Origin of the sequence: Pseudomonas sp. BNK-30, assembly GCF_047456185.1 — a bacterium.
Taxonomy (GTDB): Bacteria; Pseudomonadota; Gammaproteobacteria; order Pseudomonadales; family Pseudomonadaceae; genus Aquipseudomonas; species Aquipseudomonas putida_E.
Map to the genome: position 1 here is coordinate 1,330,750 of NZ_CP179904.1, position 14,141 is coordinate 1,344,890.

The 14,141-nt window shown below is 58.7% G+C and carries 25 protein-coding genes; 17 read left to right on the forward strand and 8 right to left on the reverse strand.

All coding sequences use genetic code 11. The features are described 5' to 3' along the window. Positions 1–25: 25 nt before the first annotated feature. Positions 26–949, reverse strand: coding sequence for a DNA cytosine methyltransferase (locus ACMGGN_RS06155; RefSeq protein WP_414156539.1), 924 nt, complete (start codon positions 947–949; stop codon positions 26–28). A gap of 43 nt (positions 950–992) precedes the next feature. Here ACMGGN_RS06155 and ACMGGN_RS06160 point away from each other — a divergent pair, with 43 nt between their 5' ends. Next, the gene (locus ACMGGN_RS06160; RefSeq protein WP_414156540.1) at positions 993–1,649 is read left to right on the forward strand and encodes a hypothetical protein; all 657 of its coding nucleotides are present in this window, start codon (positions 993–995) and stop codon (positions 1,647–1,649) included. On the opposite strand, the gene ACMGGN_RS06165 is transcribed toward ACMGGN_RS06160, so the two are convergent. After that, positions 1,630–2,271, reverse strand: a complete 642-nt coding sequence (locus ACMGGN_RS06165; RefSeq protein WP_414156541.1) for a hypothetical protein — start codon at positions 2,269–2,271, stop codon at positions 1,630–1,632. The genes ACMGGN_RS06160 and ACMGGN_RS06165 overlap by 20 nt on opposite strands. 112 nt (positions 2,272–2,383) lie before the next feature. Between ACMGGN_RS06165 and ACMGGN_RS06170 the strand changes: the two genes are divergently transcribed. Then, entirely contained in the window at positions 2,384–3,229 is an 846-nt protein-coding gene (locus ACMGGN_RS06170) for a hypothetical protein (RefSeq protein ID WP_414156542.1), read from the forward strand. A gap of 207 nt (positions 3,230–3,436) precedes the next feature. On the opposite strand, the gene ACMGGN_RS06175 is transcribed toward ACMGGN_RS06170, so the two are convergent. From ACMGGN_RS06175 to ACMGGN_RS06200, 6 genes are all read right to left on the reverse strand, one after another. Then, entirely contained in the window at positions 3,437–3,934 is a 498-nt protein-coding gene (locus ACMGGN_RS06175) for a single-stranded DNA-binding protein (protein ID WP_414156543.1), read from the reverse strand. Further along, the gene (locus ACMGGN_RS06180; RefSeq protein ID WP_414156544.1) at positions 3,931–4,269 is read right to left on the reverse strand and encodes a hypothetical protein; all 339 of its coding nucleotides are present in this window, start codon (positions 4,267–4,269) and stop codon (positions 3,931–3,933) included. The genes ACMGGN_RS06175 and ACMGGN_RS06180 overlap by 4 nt, the downstream gene beginning before the upstream one ends. 18 nt (positions 4,270–4,287) lie before the next feature. Continuing rightward, positions 4,288–4,671, reverse strand: a complete 384-nt coding sequence (locus ACMGGN_RS06185) for a response regulator transcription factor (protein ID WP_414156545.1) — start codon at positions 4,669–4,671, stop codon at positions 4,288–4,290. Between the two features lie 152 nt (positions 4,672–4,823). Continuing rightward, complete coding sequence (locus tag ACMGGN_RS06190; protein ID WP_414156546.1) at positions 4,824–4,994, reverse strand: hypothetical protein; 171 nt, start codon at positions 4,992–4,994, stop codon at positions 4,824–4,826. Between the two features lie 522 nt (positions 4,995–5,516). Continuing rightward, positions 5,517–5,765 (reverse strand): DUF1654 domain-containing protein, encoded by a 249-nt coding sequence (locus ACMGGN_RS06195; protein WP_414156547.1) that lies wholly within the window; start codon positions 5,763–5,765, stop codon positions 5,517–5,519. A gap of 146 nt (positions 5,766–5,911) precedes the next feature. Then, a complete protein-coding gene (locus ACMGGN_RS06200; protein ID WP_174142199.1) occupies positions 5,912–6,643 on the reverse strand; it encodes a LexA family protein in 732 nt (243 codons plus the stop codon). Positions 6,644–6,673: 30 nt separating this feature from the next. On the opposite strand from ACMGGN_RS06200, the gene ACMGGN_RS06205 reads away from it, so the two are divergent. From ACMGGN_RS06205 to ACMGGN_RS06275, 15 genes are all read left to right on the forward strand, one after another. Then, positions 6,674–6,904, forward strand: coding sequence for a transcriptional regulator (locus ACMGGN_RS06205; protein WP_081941230.1), 231 nt, complete (start codon positions 6,674–6,676; stop codon positions 6,902–6,904). A 136-nt stretch (positions 6,905–7,040) separates the two neighbouring features. Beyond that, the gene (locus ACMGGN_RS06210; protein ID WP_414156548.1) at positions 7,041–7,904 is read left to right on the forward strand and encodes a replication protein; all 864 of its coding nucleotides are present in this window, start codon (positions 7,041–7,043) and stop codon (positions 7,902–7,904) included. After that, positions 7,894–8,688, forward strand: a complete 795-nt coding sequence (locus ACMGGN_RS06215) for an ATP-binding protein (protein WP_174142197.1) — start codon at positions 7,894–7,896, stop codon at positions 8,686–8,688. Before ACMGGN_RS06210 ends, ACMGGN_RS06215 begins: the two co-directional genes overlap by 11 nt. Beyond that, positions 8,688–8,987: a DUF1364 domain-containing protein gene (locus ACMGGN_RS06220; protein ID WP_237858068.1), complete on the forward strand. Its 300-nt coding sequence runs from the start codon at positions 8,688–8,690 to the stop codon at positions 8,985–8,987. The genes ACMGGN_RS06215 and ACMGGN_RS06220 overlap by 1 nt, the downstream gene beginning before the upstream one ends. Further along, positions 8,984–9,232, forward strand: a complete 249-nt coding sequence (locus ACMGGN_RS06225) for a hypothetical protein (protein ID WP_174142195.1) — start codon at positions 8,984–8,986, stop codon at positions 9,230–9,232. The genes ACMGGN_RS06220 and ACMGGN_RS06225 overlap by 4 nt, the downstream gene beginning before the upstream one ends. Beyond that, positions 9,229–9,657 carry a VRR-NUC domain-containing protein gene (locus ACMGGN_RS06230; protein WP_237858069.1) on the forward strand — a complete coding sequence of 143 codons (429 nt, stop codon included), beginning with the start codon at positions 9,229–9,231 and terminating at the stop codon, positions 9,655–9,657. The genes ACMGGN_RS06225 and ACMGGN_RS06230 overlap by 4 nt, the downstream gene beginning before the upstream one ends. Beyond that, a complete protein-coding gene (locus tag ACMGGN_RS06235) occupies positions 9,654–10,943 on the forward strand; it encodes a tyrosine-type recombinase/integrase (protein ID WP_414156549.1) in 1,290 nt (429 codons plus the stop codon). The genes ACMGGN_RS06230 and ACMGGN_RS06235 overlap by 4 nt, the downstream gene beginning before the upstream one ends. Further along, a complete protein-coding gene (locus ACMGGN_RS06240; RefSeq protein ID WP_414156550.1) occupies positions 10,940–11,260 on the forward strand; it encodes a hypothetical protein in 321 nt (106 codons plus the stop codon). The genes ACMGGN_RS06235 and ACMGGN_RS06240 overlap by 4 nt, the downstream gene beginning before the upstream one ends. Continuing rightward, positions 11,257–11,574, forward strand: a complete 318-nt coding sequence (locus ACMGGN_RS06245) for a hypothetical protein (RefSeq protein WP_414156551.1) — start codon at positions 11,257–11,259, stop codon at positions 11,572–11,574. Before ACMGGN_RS06240 ends, ACMGGN_RS06245 begins: the two co-directional genes overlap by 4 nt. Before the next feature lie 12 nt (positions 11,575–11,586). Further along, positions 11,587–12,273 carry a hypothetical protein gene (locus ACMGGN_RS06250; RefSeq protein WP_414156552.1) on the forward strand — a complete coding sequence of 229 codons (687 nt, stop codon included), beginning with the start codon at positions 11,587–11,589 and terminating at the stop codon, positions 12,271–12,273. A gap of 156 nt (positions 12,274–12,429) precedes the next feature. Further along, entirely contained in the window at positions 12,430–12,789 is a 360-nt protein-coding gene (locus tag ACMGGN_RS06255; RefSeq protein WP_012315773.1) for a hypothetical protein, read from the forward strand. A gap of 72 nt (positions 12,790–12,861) precedes the next feature. Then, the gene (locus ACMGGN_RS06260) at positions 12,862–13,236 is read left to right on the forward strand and encodes a putative holin (protein ID WP_196914360.1); all 375 of its coding nucleotides are present in this window, start codon (positions 12,862–12,864) and stop codon (positions 13,234–13,236) included. Further along, positions 13,237–13,518, forward strand: coding sequence for a phage holin family protein (locus ACMGGN_RS06265; RefSeq protein WP_414156553.1), 282 nt, complete (start codon positions 13,237–13,239; stop codon positions 13,516–13,518). Positions 13,519–13,578: 60 nt separating this feature from the next. Then, positions 13,579–13,758 carry a hypothetical protein gene (locus ACMGGN_RS06270; protein WP_414156554.1) on the forward strand — a complete coding sequence of 60 codons (180 nt, stop codon included), beginning with the start codon at positions 13,579–13,581 and terminating at the stop codon, positions 13,756–13,758. Beyond that, the gene (locus ACMGGN_RS06275; RefSeq protein WP_414156555.1) at positions 13,749–14,117 is read left to right on the forward strand and encodes an HNH endonuclease; all 369 of its coding nucleotides are present in this window, start codon (positions 13,749–13,751) and stop codon (positions 14,115–14,117) included. Before ACMGGN_RS06270 ends, ACMGGN_RS06275 begins: the two co-directional genes overlap by 10 nt. The last annotated feature ends 24 nt before the right edge of the window (positions 14,118–14,141 follow it).

The following is a 14,141-nucleotide window of genomic DNA, read 5'->3' on the forward strand; positions in this document are numbered from 1 at the left end:
TCGTAGGTGTTGAACTGGAAGCGCCCTAAGCTGCCTTGATGAGGGCTTCGACTACGCGCTGTCCGGCCAGCGGCGGTACCGCGTTGCCTGCCATGTGCATTGTAAGCCGGTGGTTGTCTGGCCGAAGGGTGTCAGCTGGGAACGACATAGCGGCCAAGGCCTCGCTGGCGCTGAGCATCCGCATGCGGTCGCCGTCGACCAGCGCCCAGCGGTCCAGGGTGGTGATAGTGCCTATCGGCCGGTTGATGTCCCGCCCGGTAGTGCCGGAGCCCTTGCCGTAGTAGGGCATGATGAAGCGGTCGCCGAAGCGTTGGCGGCCATTGCGGACCCGGTCGAGCGTGGCCTGGGCCCGGCCTGGCTTCTCGATCTCAGACCAGCGCCCGGCGTCGAAGTCGAGGAAGCTGGTGGCCGGTACGTGTGGCTCCTGCGGTAGTTGAAGCATCAGCGGTGCCTTGCTGCGCGTCAGCACCATGAACAGGCGCACCCGGTGCTGGGGCACGCCAAGGTCGGCGCAGTCCACGATGTGCGGAGCGGCCTGATACCCCAGCGCTTGGATCGCTTGCAGCCAGGCCGGGTAGAGCACCCAGTCGGTGAACTCCGGCACGTTCTCGATTACCGCCGCCTGAGGCCGGTGGAACTCCAAAGCCGATACCGGGGCCCAGGCCGTCGAGCGCGATGCGTCGTGCTCAGGATTACCCGACTTCTTGCCGCGGGCCTTGGCGTGGCCCTGGCAGCAGGGCGAGGCGAGCAGGATATCGTGTGCCGGCACGTGCTCCCAACGTGCCTGGTGCAAGTCCTGGCAAACGTGCTGCGTATCGGGGTGGTTGGCGCTGTGCCATTCAACGGCCACCGGCCAGTGGTTTGCGGCCCAGAGAACCTGGACGCCTGCGGCGCGCGCGCCGGTGCTCCATCCGCCGAGGCCGGCGAACAGATCGATTGCTGTGGGCATGAGGATATCTCGCGCGTATGATTTCAAAAAACAAGGATGGGTTGTGAAAATGCTTAACGAGTACGGCAAGAGTCTGTTGAAACCGTGGTTGTCAGTTCAAAATATCTGTTTGGCTCTTGCTATTTGCTTTGTATCTGTTCTTTTGATCAAGGCGTATGATCTTAATAAGGGTGAGCTTGCTAGTTGGGTCCAGGCCTTTGGCTCTATCGGTGCCATTTGGGGTGCTTTAGCAGTAAGTCGAAAACAAATTAATATGCAAGCAAGCGCGGATGCGAAGAGGGAAGAGCTTCGTGATGGTGCCTATTTGGCGGTGATGGAAAGCGCTTGTAAAAATGTCAGGAAATTGTCTGAGTTTGTTGATAGTGGGCCGACGTTGAATGGTTTCTTACTGATGTGGGATTATCACGTTGGCGGGCTTTTTGAAAGCAACATGGAAATACTGAAAGGAATTCCGGCTCATGAGCTGGGAAGTTACGAGCTTGTAGTATCCCATTCAGTTGTAATGGCGAAGATGATCCGGATTCAGGGTGTTGTTCGTGGTTTGCGCGAAGCAGATGAGCATCACAAGCAAGTTCAAGAGCGCTGGGTGAAATATCAGTATTCCGAAATTACGGGAGATAATGAAGTTGTTCAAGATGCTCTTGAAAGGTACAAGGTCGCGCTTGCCGTCAAGCGAGATTTCATGAACTCTCAGACTTGAGGTGTTCATCGTTTGAGAGGGCGGGGGCAGGCGGAGCAGAGGCGCCCGAAGTCGCTCGCCTGAAGCTTGGGTTGGCGCGGAATTCCTTGAGCGTTTCCTTGTAGCTCGCCTTGGCTTCCTTCATGGTCGTGGCCCACTCACCAGCAACCTCAAGCTCTTGATAGGGCGACCAGTACGCGAATCTGGTGGGGCGGCGGTGTTCGCAGTAGGCGCTACCGCGTGGGTAGCGGACCATACGGTATTCGTAGTTGCCCCAGTCGCCGCGCTGCTGGATCTGCGGTTGGTTGATCCCGAGGAAGTGCGCGAAGCCGTCATAGCATTCGCACTCATCGAGGTAGGCATCGAACTTGGTGTACTTTCGTGGAGGCGGCGGTGGTGGCAGCTTGGAAAGCGCAAACTGCTTACCTTCAGGCGTTGCCCGGTACACCACGTCATTAGCATCACAGAAGGCCGGCGCCTTGCCGCGCGTCATCAGGCCTGCCTCTACCAGCACATCCAGGTTGTTGGCGTCGTCATAGCCTGGGCTGGTGAGGAAGTGGTTTCTGTTGCCGGTACGGCAACCTGGGTTCAGGCCCAAGGTGTGCCAGAGCAGGCCGAGCTGCTTCTCGGTGGCTTCGATCATGGCTTTCTCCATGCATGCGCCGCCCTCCGTGGCCGGATGCGGCATAGTGGCAATTTGATTGAAAAAAAATGAAAAAAAATTATGATCATCGCGCCATAGGAGGGGCATGCGGATGAGCTTAGTAGTGACTGGGTTGGTTGTGCTTCAATTATTGACTTCGGGTGTGGCACTTTACTTGTTCAAAATGTCACGGAGGGAACAGAACAGTGAGATAAGGCCGTATGACCAGTTTTACGTTGGTCTTGTCGCTTGCGCATTTGGTCTGTTAATGCTTTTTTTGTTTCATGTGTTTGTAAGTCCGGAGTTTGACGTTAGCGAAAATCTAGGGCAAGTCGGAGACTTCGTGGGCGGGCTGACTAATCCGGTTCTTAGCTTTATTGCGCTCATAGTATTGCTTCGCACTACACTTATCCAGACTGAGGAGGCTCGTAAAACTTCTTCCATTATGCTGGAACAACAACAACTCATGAAGGAGGAGCGCTTTGAGTCTACGTTTTATAAGCTGCTAGAAAGATATGAAGTGGCTGCAGAGTCGTATTTGAGATTGAAATTGCCCAATGATAATCTTACTCACGCTCAGCGAATGCTTCAGAGGCTCAGAAAGCGCCGGGCAGAGTTTGATAGGATGGAATTAAAAAAGGCTTTGCCTCTGCTTAAGCCATATGTCAAATCCGAGTTTCAACTAGACAAGGTGTCAAAAACTTATGCGCGAGCTTGGAAGGTTTTTGATTTTATTGATGGGTCGGGACTTTCTGAAGATAGGAGGAAATATTACTTTTCGGTTTTTAATGATGCCATGGAGCCCTCCGAGATGGCCCTCTTAATAACCAGGGCATTTATGTTGAAAAAGAGGAGAAAGAAATTTCGTCAATATAAGCCGGGTAAATTTGTAAAATTTCAGTTTTTTGCCTGTTCAGCTATTGGCAGGTATTTTGGTAGCGTGGTTAAGAAGTCGTAGAAATACTGCTGCGGGACTGCGGCGACTACGCAGCATTAATTCGTTTTATTCAGTGAGCACCATGTATCATTCATAATGAACAGCGAGCCGCCAGGCGCAATTTACGTCAGCCAACGTATGGCTGGGCGTCGCGTGACTGGCTGTTGTCGCGGCAGGCGCGCCCGAGGTAGTAGGCGGTGGGGTGAACCTGCTGCCGGCGCTTCATGGCTACGCACCGGCCAGATAGTGGAGCGGGGCGAATGGTATGTCGTCATCGAAGCTGTCGTGATCAGGTGGCGCTGCCTGCTGGTTCTGTTGCGGGTTTGCAGGCCTCTGTTGCCGTGGCTGCCTATCTGGCATCTGTCCTGGCTGCTGGCCCTGTGGCCGGCTACCGAGCAGCTGCATCGTGCCGTTGATGTCGACTACGATTTCCGTGGTGTAGCGCTTGATGCCGTCCTTCTCCCACTCGCGGGTCTGTAGCTTGCCCTCAATGTAGCACTGGGAGCCCTTGCGCAGGTACTCGCCGGCGATCTCCGCGACCTTCCCGAACAGCGAAACCCGGTGCCACTCCGTACGGTCGACCTTCTCGCCTGAGCGCTTGTCTGTCCATTGCTCGCTGGTGGCCAGGCTGAGGTTGGTCACAGCGTTGCCATTGGGCAGGTAGCGCACCTCCGGGTCCTGGCCGCAAGTGCCAACCAGGATGACCTTGTTTACCCCGCGGCTCATGACTGGGAAACCGCTGCAGCAACGATGAACAGTAGAGCCATCAACGAGCACCAGCGCGTCGCGCTTTCTCCGATCTGGCGAGCTTTCACGACCGCAACCACGGGCAGAGTCTTGGCGTCGATGGCGCGCTCCAGGCTCTCCGCATAGCGAACGGCTTGGGGATAGCTGACGTTGCGGCCGTATACGCGATTGTTGCTGGCAGAGACAACGGCCCAGCCGTTACCGCTCTGCGTGACAAAGAAACGTGACTTGCTGCGGAAGGCCTCGGTAGCGGTGATCACTTCCTGGCGCAGAACGTCGAGTTTGCCCTGGCTTTCTTGGATGGCTGCTTGCATGGGTTGGTCCTCAGTGGGTCAGGCGTGGAGCTCGAAGGCCTCGGCCTTGCGAACGATTCGAACTTGGGCGGTACGCCGCTCGGGCACACGTCGGTCGCGGCGCATCGGGTCGCTGTCGTTGATCACCGCATGCATGGAGATGAGGCAGGCGAGGGCGATGCAGAGCGGGCTGATGATCTGTTGGCGCATAGCCTTGGTGACCGCCTCGATGCGGCGGCCGGCTTCCAGCTTGAAAAGCGCGTTCTCGATGCGGTTGGCCACGGTGCCGGGGCTGACGGCCATTTCGCGGGCGATTTCTTTTGTGGTGAGGCCTTGGGCCACCCACAGCAATGCTTCAAGCTCGCGGGGAGCCAGCGCCTTGCCGAGCTGGCCAATCCATGAGCCGCAAGTGATCGTTTCCATGAGTTGTCCTCGGTGGGCTGCATTGGTCGTGAAGCTCGCTGCCGTGTACATCCCGGACCAGGGGGAGGGCGAACGTCACGACCGATGCAGCCTGGTGATGGGGAACCAGGTGGATCGGGCAGTTAACGTCAGGCTGACGTGCCGCTGGTTGTTCAGGAGTTGGCGGCAACGAGAGTTTCTGCTTCCTCCAGGGTTTCAACTACGTCGATGACCTCGCCGCGCCATCCGTAAACCTTGTACTTTCCATGGCCTGTCCCGTCCTCGTAATCAGCATCGGTTGCCGCCGGATCATCCAATTCGAACAAGTAATGTGGCCTGCTCATTGTCTTGCCCTCCAGGGCGGTTGATTTCCCGTCTGGCCCTGTTACCAAGGCCAATCGGTGAAACCGCCCCGGCCTCGCTACTGGCGACAGGCCGGGGATGCTGCTTCAGCAGTGATTCGTCGTTTCGGGTGGGCTACCGGATATCCGGCCAATGCGCGGTGACATCGACGCCACAACTTGCCGCTGCCTGTCTGAGATATGGGCGGAGCCTTCAGGCTTGCTGCACCTCGCTGGTGAAGCGGTAACTACTTCATGGCTAAGGTGCTCCTCTGTAATTGGTCGATGGTTTGCCACCAGGATCCGAGGTCGATACGGCATCGCTCAGGGAGGCTCCTGCCTATGAGCGTGCTAGCTACCTTTCCCACCTGATGGTGTGTTGCGTCGAGTTGTGTAAAGAGCGGTGGCTGCCGTAGCTGCCTATAACCTGTGTTATGAATCGAATAATAACTCAGGTTTTTGCTGTGTCAATAACTCAAGTTATAAATCCGACCAAAAAAAAGCCCGCGATCAGCGGGCAGGTGTTCATGATTCGGTGAATTCTCGCCATCCGATCCTGATCAGACCTGATTCCAGGGCCTCTACTTTGATGCCTGAGGTCTCCTCCAGGTCGGAGATCAGCCGGCGCCAGTCGGCAGGGGATTCGTCATGGTTTGGTCGAAGCTCGACGCACTGCCTTTTCTGAACGTGTGGAGATGAGATCGCTTGTTGGATGCGGTAGCCAAGCCGCTCATAGGACAGGGAAGGGGAGTGCGAGAAGGCTAGCTGAAACATGGTATGAAACTCCTTGTACTGTATATGCATACAGTTATCGTGTGCGGTAGGATTTTTCAATACCCCGGGGAAGATTCTTTACCGCCGGCTCTTTTCAGTAGGCGAAAAAAAGCCCGGCATGTACCGGGCGTTGGTGGGCGGTGGTGTTAGAGCTTGATCGTCGCTCTCACCACTACGCCCACAATTCGGCAGCCTTCTAGGCACATCTCCGTGGGGTAGGCTGGGTTGAGTGGCTTGAGGAAGCGTCGGCCTCCATCCTCAACCAGCTTCTTGAAAGTCGCCTCATTGCTGTCGGCTAGCTTGGCCACTACCAGCTTGCCGGGTATCGCTTCGGCTTCTGTATCAACAAGGATCAGCATTCCCTCGGGAATGCTCGTACCAACCGGAGAGGTCATCGAGTCACCCTTCACCTCCAGCCAGAATGCGACCCCCTTGGAGTCGTAATCTGACATCTCATATCGATCGGAGTATCCAGGCGGGAATGGCTCTACTGCCTCGGCCCATGCCCCTGCAGCCACCCAGCTGATCACCGGATAGCGGAACGACTCGGGCTGTTGGCTCACAGGTTGAACATTGCTGGGCTCGCGGCGAGGTCCTTCCCCGGACGCCAGCCATTCAGCTGTAACCCCAAGCGCCCGCGCAATGTCGAGCAGCTTCTTGGAAGTCGAATTCCGACCACTCTCGAGGTGCTGAATGGTGACCTGGCTTACCCCAGATTTCTCGGCCAACTGAGCCTGGCTTAGCCCTAGCGCCGTGCGGCGCTCGAGGATGCGGTCTTTGAGCATTTCGGAAGGTTTGTTCATGCCTGCAAGGGTAAAACACACGTTATTAGCCATCAAATAACATGTGTTTGCCTTATCTATAACTTGAGTTATCATCGGGTGCACGATCCATTGAGGCACTCAGACATGCCGAACACAGAAAGACCAATTGACGAGGTGGTGCGCTTGGCCGGGGGCCAGGCAGAGCTAGCCAGGCGATGCAATACGAGCCAGCCGCGCATCTGGCAATGCGTTCACCGCAACCAGAAGGTGCCAGCCGATCTGGTCATTCCCTTCGAGAAGGCTGTTGGGGGGCAAGTAACACGCCATCAGCTGAGACCAGACCTGTATCCATCTGAGGATAAGGCCGCTTCGTGATGAGCATTATCCGTCTTGTGGCGTTTCGCCAGTAGATGGCCGAAACACCTGCGAATCCATCCAGTAGCGGAATCGCAGACGAAAAAAAACCGCCTGGCAGGGCGGCTTTCTCTACAGCTTCAAACGAGACCAGAGCATGACAAACATCGTCCCACTTGACAAGTCCAGGGGGTTCACCCGGATGGACAACCAGCTCATGGATGGCCTGCTGGCTATCGATCTCCCAGCTCGGGAGATGAAGATTGTGCTGTACGTGGCGAAGGCCACCATCAACTTCGGCGCGGGCGCTCAACGCATCCCTGCGACCGATATCGCCAAAGCCATACACGCCCACCCCGACACCGTATCCAAGGCGATTTCCAGCCTGCTGCGTCGTCGTGTTCTGTTCCGTGATGGCGGTGCCCGTGGTGACATCGGCGTGAATGACCCGAAAGACTGGGTCTACGTCATTGAGCCGAAACAGACCAAAACAGCCGAATCGGCTCAAGTGGTCCGAATCGGCGAAGAGTCGAAACAGACCAAAACCGCCGAGTCCCTTCTTTATTCTAAGAAAGAAACCCCCTATGTAACTCTTCCTACGGAAGAGATTACATGCCCCCCCAAGGCTGAGCTTGATCCGGTCCCGGATGGCAAGCCTGACCGCAAGAAGCCTTTCGGCCTTCGCGATCTGCTGGCCAACAACCCGCACGACCTGAGCGAGGCGCTGATCGCTGATTACCTAGCTATCCGCAAGGCCAAGCGTGCGCCGCTGACTGCACGCATTTGGTCGGCGCTGAATTCCAAGCTCGAGCAGTGCAAGGCCTTCGGTGTTCAGCCTAGCAAAGCGATGGAGATCGCCATCGAGAGCGGATGGCAGGGTTTCGAAGTGGAGTGGGTCACCAAACGTTTTGCATCCCAATCGCCCGCCCAGGGCAAGCCCAACAGCCGTGACCACGGCTTCAACGACCGCGACTATCACGATGGCCTTATTCCACGGGGGGATGGCTCCTATGCGTTCTGAAAAAGTGGTTCACCTGTCCAGCATTGCCGGCCCGCAGGTCACCTGTATGGCCATGTGCGAAGAGCATGGCCCGTATGAAGCAACCACACACCAGGTGCTCAACCACACGTTCCGCTCGCCGTGCCCGGGCTGCAAGGCGGCGCAGGTCGCCAAAACCCAGGCCGAAGACATCAAGCGTCAGCGCGTGGATCTGGCCTACAAGCTCGGAGACTCGCTGATTCCAAAGCGTTTCAAGGACAAGACGTTCGACACCTACGCAGTGAGCTGCGACGGCCAGCAAAAGGCTAAGGCGCGCTGTGAGCGTTACGCCGCCGAGTTTGATGCCAACCTGGCCGCCGGCCGTTGTTTGATCCTGGTGGGCAACCCCGGAACCGGCAAAACGCATCTGGGGGTTTCGATCGCCCAGGCTGTCATGGCCAATTCCACGCATACGGCTGCCTATCGAACCCTCGGCGGTATCCTGCAGGCCATCCGCGCCACGTTCGATGGTGGTTCCGGCCAGACCGAGGGGAGCATCCTTGACGCATTGATTCGCCCGTCACTGCTGGTTCTCGATGAAGTCGGAGCGAGCAAGGAGGCCCCGAGCGATTTCGAGCTGAGCCGGCTTTTCTCGATCATCAACGGTCGCTACGAGCGGATGCTGCCGACCATCGTGATTTCCAACCTTGGCGCGAAGGAGTTGCCAGCGGCTATGGGCGAGCGATCAGCCGACCGGCTGCGGGAAGGCGGCGGCATCGTCCTGCCGTTCGACTGGGCGTCCCACCGCGGCCGGGAGGCGATCTGATGCGCCAGTCCAAGCTGACCAAGGCCGCGCGCGGGCGTGAGTGCCAGGTGCGCATACCGGGTGTCTGTAACGGCAACCCGGAAACCACCGTTCTGGCGCACTACCGCCTGGCCGGCACCTGCGGCGTGGGTATCAAGCCGAACGACCTGCAGGGCGCGTGGTCTTGCAGCGCTTGCCATGACGCTGTCGATTCGCGCAGCAAGACCACGTTCAGCCTCGAAGAGCTGCGGTTAATGCACCTGGAAGGCGTGGTGCGAACGCTCAACATCCTCGTGAGCGAAGGGAGGGTGGCCGCATGATCAGCCCAGCCATGATGTTCAGCGGCATTCCGATCTATGTCAGCGAGTACCTGCCCAAGACGAAGACCGTTCGCTGGCAGACAGAGCGGAAGTGGTGCCACTGGAAGAACGCTCCGGCCCTTCGTTTTCGGCAGCGCACGAAGGAAGTCCCCTGCGACACGATGATCATGCTGGGCGGCCGGGCGTTCGTCTCCCCTGAAGCCCTGGCGAAGATCCAAGCCCAGCTGGGGAGGGCGGAACAGTGAAGCCGGCGATCATGAAGCCTGTACGGGCCAAGAAGCCTCGGACGAAGCCCGTAGACCGAGAAGGCAGAGAGCAGGCCGCGTTGATGGAAGAAATCGCGCTTCGCTACCCGGACGTCTTCGAGATGATCTACCACGTACCGAACGGTGGTCACAGGCACAAGAAGGTTGCTGAAAAGCTGAAGCACCAGGGCGTGAAGGCCGGCATCCCTGATCTGGTCCTGCCGATGGCTCGGGGCGGCTACTTCGGCATGTACATCGAATTCAAGGCGACGGTTGACCCGGCGCCCGTCTCTCCCAGTCAACAGGCGTGCATCAGGCGCCTGAATGATCAGGGCTATCTCGCCATCGTGTGCCGAGGGCACTTCGACGCTATGGAGCAGCTGCGGGCTTACCTGTTGCTGCCGAAAACGGAGGTTGCAGCATGACCAATACCGCCGCTGTGAAAATCAGCGATGCAGAGATTCGCCGGCAGGCCGCCGGCCAGGTGCGCGACCTGCGCGCCCTGGGCAACCACGGCCTGTATTTCCGCTTTCACCGCTCCCGCGAGCGCGGGTCGTGGTACCTGATCCACAAGGGCAAGTGGAACCTGATCGGCTCGTACCCTGAGCTGAGCGCTGCCAAGGTGGCCGCTGCGCTGCCCGACATCCGCCTGCGCCTGGAAGCCGGCGAAGGATCGAGCCTGTCGAGCTGGGTGCTCACCGGTGAGCTGCTGGCCTGGTTCGCTGAGCGCATGTCCCGCGACCGCAACCTGTCGACCAAGCGCAAGAGCACGGCGGCGTCGGCGATTAAGCAGCATCTGGTGCCGCGCCTCAGCCAGATCCCGCTGGCCCAGATCGACAAGGCGCTGCTCGACCGCGAGCTGATGTGGCCGCTGCAAGAATCGTTGTCGATCGACTACGTGCGCCTGGTGTTCCAGCTGCTGGCCCTGGCCTTCCGGCAGGCCGCCAAGCTCGGGCTGATCAGCACCAACCCCATGGCCGGCATCCGCTTTCGTGACTTCTCCAAGGCCAAGGTCACGGTCAAGCCATCGCGGCTGCGGGGTGTGCACCTTGAAGAGCTGATGGCCCGCATGAAGAGCACGCTGGCCAACAACCCGCAGCATGGGCTGCTGGCCCTGATGATGCTCTGCCACGGCACCCGCCTGGGCGAGACCCGCATGGCCCGCTGGAGCCATATCAGCCTGGCCGAACGGGAGTGGTTCATCCCCGCCGAACACACCAAGACCGGCGTGCAGCACCGCCTGCCCCTGACCGACCAGGTGCGCTTCCTGCTGATGGCCTGCCGCGAGATCCAGCTCAACCAAAGTTACGAGGGTGAGTTCTTGTTCCCGGGGCGGCAGGGCAAGCCCATGAGTGAGTCGAAGGCCTCTGCGGTGTTCGCGACCATGGGGCAGGGCGAATGGACCAGTCACGACCTGCGCAAGCTGGCCCGCACCGGTTGGGCTGACCTGGGTGTTGACCACCTGGTGGGCGAGCTGCTGATCAATCACACCATGGGCCACAACGTGAAGGTGTACATCCAGTCCGACGTCATGGCCCGCAAGCGTGAGGCGCTGGAGAAGTGGCATGCGCATCTTGACCAGAAGGGTTTCGAGTCGGTTCACGGCTTGACCGGTGATAGATCAACGGATTCATGGACTCTCTCCAAGGCCGCAGAGCGCGCGGGGTTCGACGGACTTCCGGTATCCACCATAAGCGAGGATTCGAAATGACTCAGAAGCTTAAGCCGGGCGACCTCGCTCTGATCACCGGAGCCTTCAGCGTCACCGAGAACATCGGTCGTTCGGTGGAGTTGGTGGAGTTCGTTCCGCCGTTCGGCTCCGTGTTCCGCCAGGACGGTTACTTCGACGCGGATGCCCCTGGCCTTTGGATCGTCACCGGCGAAGACCTGGTGCGTAACGCCGAGGGCGGCAAGGTGATCAGCAACTTGGCCGGCTGTGATCCGCAGCACCTGCGCCCACTGCGCGGCGACGAGGTGCCGAAGCTTGACGCTGAGGAGATTTGTCACTTGTTCAAGGTGCCTGCATGAGGAAAAGCCACGGCCCAGCCTTCAAGAAGGCCGTGATCGAGTTGGAAGAGTGCGCTTCGTGCCGTGGGAGAGCGGTCACCAAGGGTTTGTTTCACGAACTGCCATGCGACCACTGCAACGCCTCGGGCTGGGTAGCGGCTGCAACTGGCGAGGCCCTGGCCCTGGCTGAACTGGTGACCCAGCTCAGCCTGGCCCTGCAGGCCGCGAACCGGCAGATCGAGCAGTTGAAGAACCCTCAGGCATCCGGGCCTGGGGCGACATATCAGGGAAGCAACCGGCGCGGTGCCGGCGGCACCAACTACACCGGGGATTGAGGGGGAAGGACCATGGTTTACAGCAGCGTTTCGGGTGCAGTAGTTGCCGCTCTGGCGGCGGGCGAGAAGGGATCGGCAAAGGCCCAGGCGTGGCAGAAGCTGTACAAATCGGCGGAGGAGGAGGGCGGATGCTTGGCCTCGCTGGGTGGACGATCAGACGGCATCGATCGCACCCAGGTCGATTACTGGCTGTCGGCGCGCCTGCACCACATGCTTAGGGGCAGGCACTGGGATGCTTTGGTCGCCAAATACAGCACCAACAAGGTGAAGAAGGTTCAGGCGATCACGCTGGTCCGTCCGTTAATCGCTAGCCCAGCACCGGCATTGTTCATCTACAAGGCAGTGACTTCCTGGGCGATTCCAAAGCTTAAGGGGGCACGCCGCAAGGCTCCGCAATCTGTTTCGGTGGATATCCCGTTGGATGCGTCGTCATGGCGTCGCGAGGCCACTGTGAGTGCTGCAGTTGCCGCTGGCCAAGCAGCGAAGAAGCGCATCGAGGCACTCGAAGAGGATGTGATCATACTGCCTGACAGCTTCTACGACATGAACACTTGGGATCTCGACGCCACGCCGGAGTCCACCCGCCGGCGTTGGAGGCTGGAGATCAACGAAAAGCTCGACGGCATGATTGACGACGCGTTGGCAGAGGTTCGGGTGATTCTGGAGGCCGAGGGGCTCTTGATGAAAGAGGTTGCATGATTGCCTGTTGACATCAGTGAGCGACTGAGCGAAATTACTTCCATCCTGTCATTCCTGCGCGTGTTGAGGAGTGAGCACTAAAAGCCCGGCCTAGCGTCGGGCTTTTTGTTGTAGTGGCTTTTTGATATATTCCGCGCCCTCACCTGGAGGGAACCCATGAAAAAAGCCATCTTCACTGTTATTGTCGCCGCCGCTGTCGCTTCGGGCTGCACTGTTCGAGTAGCCGACATGACTGTCGCGAGCACCAAGAACTACAACATCAATTCTTCGAAATTCGTGAAGGGTTCCCGAGTCACTGGCGAAGACACCTACCCCGTTATCCTCTTTCCGTTCGGCATTCCCAACATGAAGACTGCTATGGATAACGCCATTCAAAAGGATGGGTGTGCAGTTGGTCTCTCGGATGTTGTGATGAGCCAGCTCAACCACGCCTTCCTCGTGGGCTCCATCGGATATCGAGTGGAGGGTGATTTGATTATCGACACCTCCCGCCCAGGCTGTGAAAAACGAGCCTAAAGAGTCAGTCTGATCGCTGACACCCTGAGCCCCGCCATTGTGCGGGGCTTTTTCATTTATGGAGCAGTGCTTATGGCCGAGCCAAGTACCGGCGCCCTCGCAGTGACCGGCGTACTTGCCAGCGTCGGACTAGGTGCTGCATTTCCCCAGCTGGATCTCGCTGCACTAGTCGGCGCATTCGGTGGAGCTTTCTTCTATGTGGTGTTCGCCAAGGACATCAGCACCTGGCGTCGCATAGGCTACCTTCTGGCCGGTTGGATCGGCGGCTACTTCGGTGCGGCTGAACTGATGGGACGGGCCTGGACCCAGACCGCCGGTTTCAGCGCCTTTGTCTGCGGTGTTCTCTGCGTGGTCACGTTCTCCGGGTTACTGGAGTGGATGCAGACCGGCCGCATGCCGACCTGGCTGCAGTGGGTCTTCCGCCTGCGAGCCAGGAAGGAGGGTTGAATGGTTGCCGTTATACAGGCCGCGTTGTGTGCGGTCATCTTCGTGATGATCGGCCTGCGCTACCGGCCTTACCCGGACGCCCGCTACAAGCTGGGTGTATCCCTGATGGCCTGGGCTGCATGTGCTGTTACCGGCATGCAGTTCATCAGCCTTGTCGGGCGGATGGTGATGCATGACGACTTCGCCGATGCCTCCTGGTTCAACACCGCGTTCTATCTACTGGCCGCCGTTCTGGTCTGCAGGGCCAAGGGCAACGTGGCCAAGATCCTGCGGGTGGACTGATGGCCTGCAGTGGATGCGTCGCCCGGCGCGAATGGATCAATAAGTGGACAAAGGTGGCGTATGAGCGAGCCCGTGATCTCGTTACTGGAACAGATGCTGGAAGAGCAAAAGAAGCAGACAAGCCTGCTCGAGCAGATCGCAACCCAGAACTTGGCACTGATCGAAGCCCTGGCGGATGAAAGCGGTGTCGATCCTGATGCGCCATCGCAGACCTACCTGAGTGGCGCGCCATGCCGTTGAGACCTCAGCGGCCATGTCGCGCCCAGGGCTGTCGTGCTTTGCACCGCAATGCCAATGGCTACTGCGATGGCCATGCTGACCTGGCTGCCGAGCAGGCCAAGGCTTGGGCTACACGTAAGGGGTCAGGCCGTGGTGGTCGTCCTTGGCGGCGCAAGCGTGAGCGAATCCTGAAGCGAGATCAGTACCTGTGCCGGTGTGACGACTGCGCCCAGCTTGGCCGCATCAGAGAAGCACACGAGGTTGACCACATTGTCGCCCTTGCCCACGGCGGGACCGACGATGACTACAACCTTCGGGCGATCAACCGCGACTGCCACAAGGCGAAGACGCAGCGGGAGTCGAAAACGATCAAAAAATGATCGAAAACGGCACAAATGAGACGA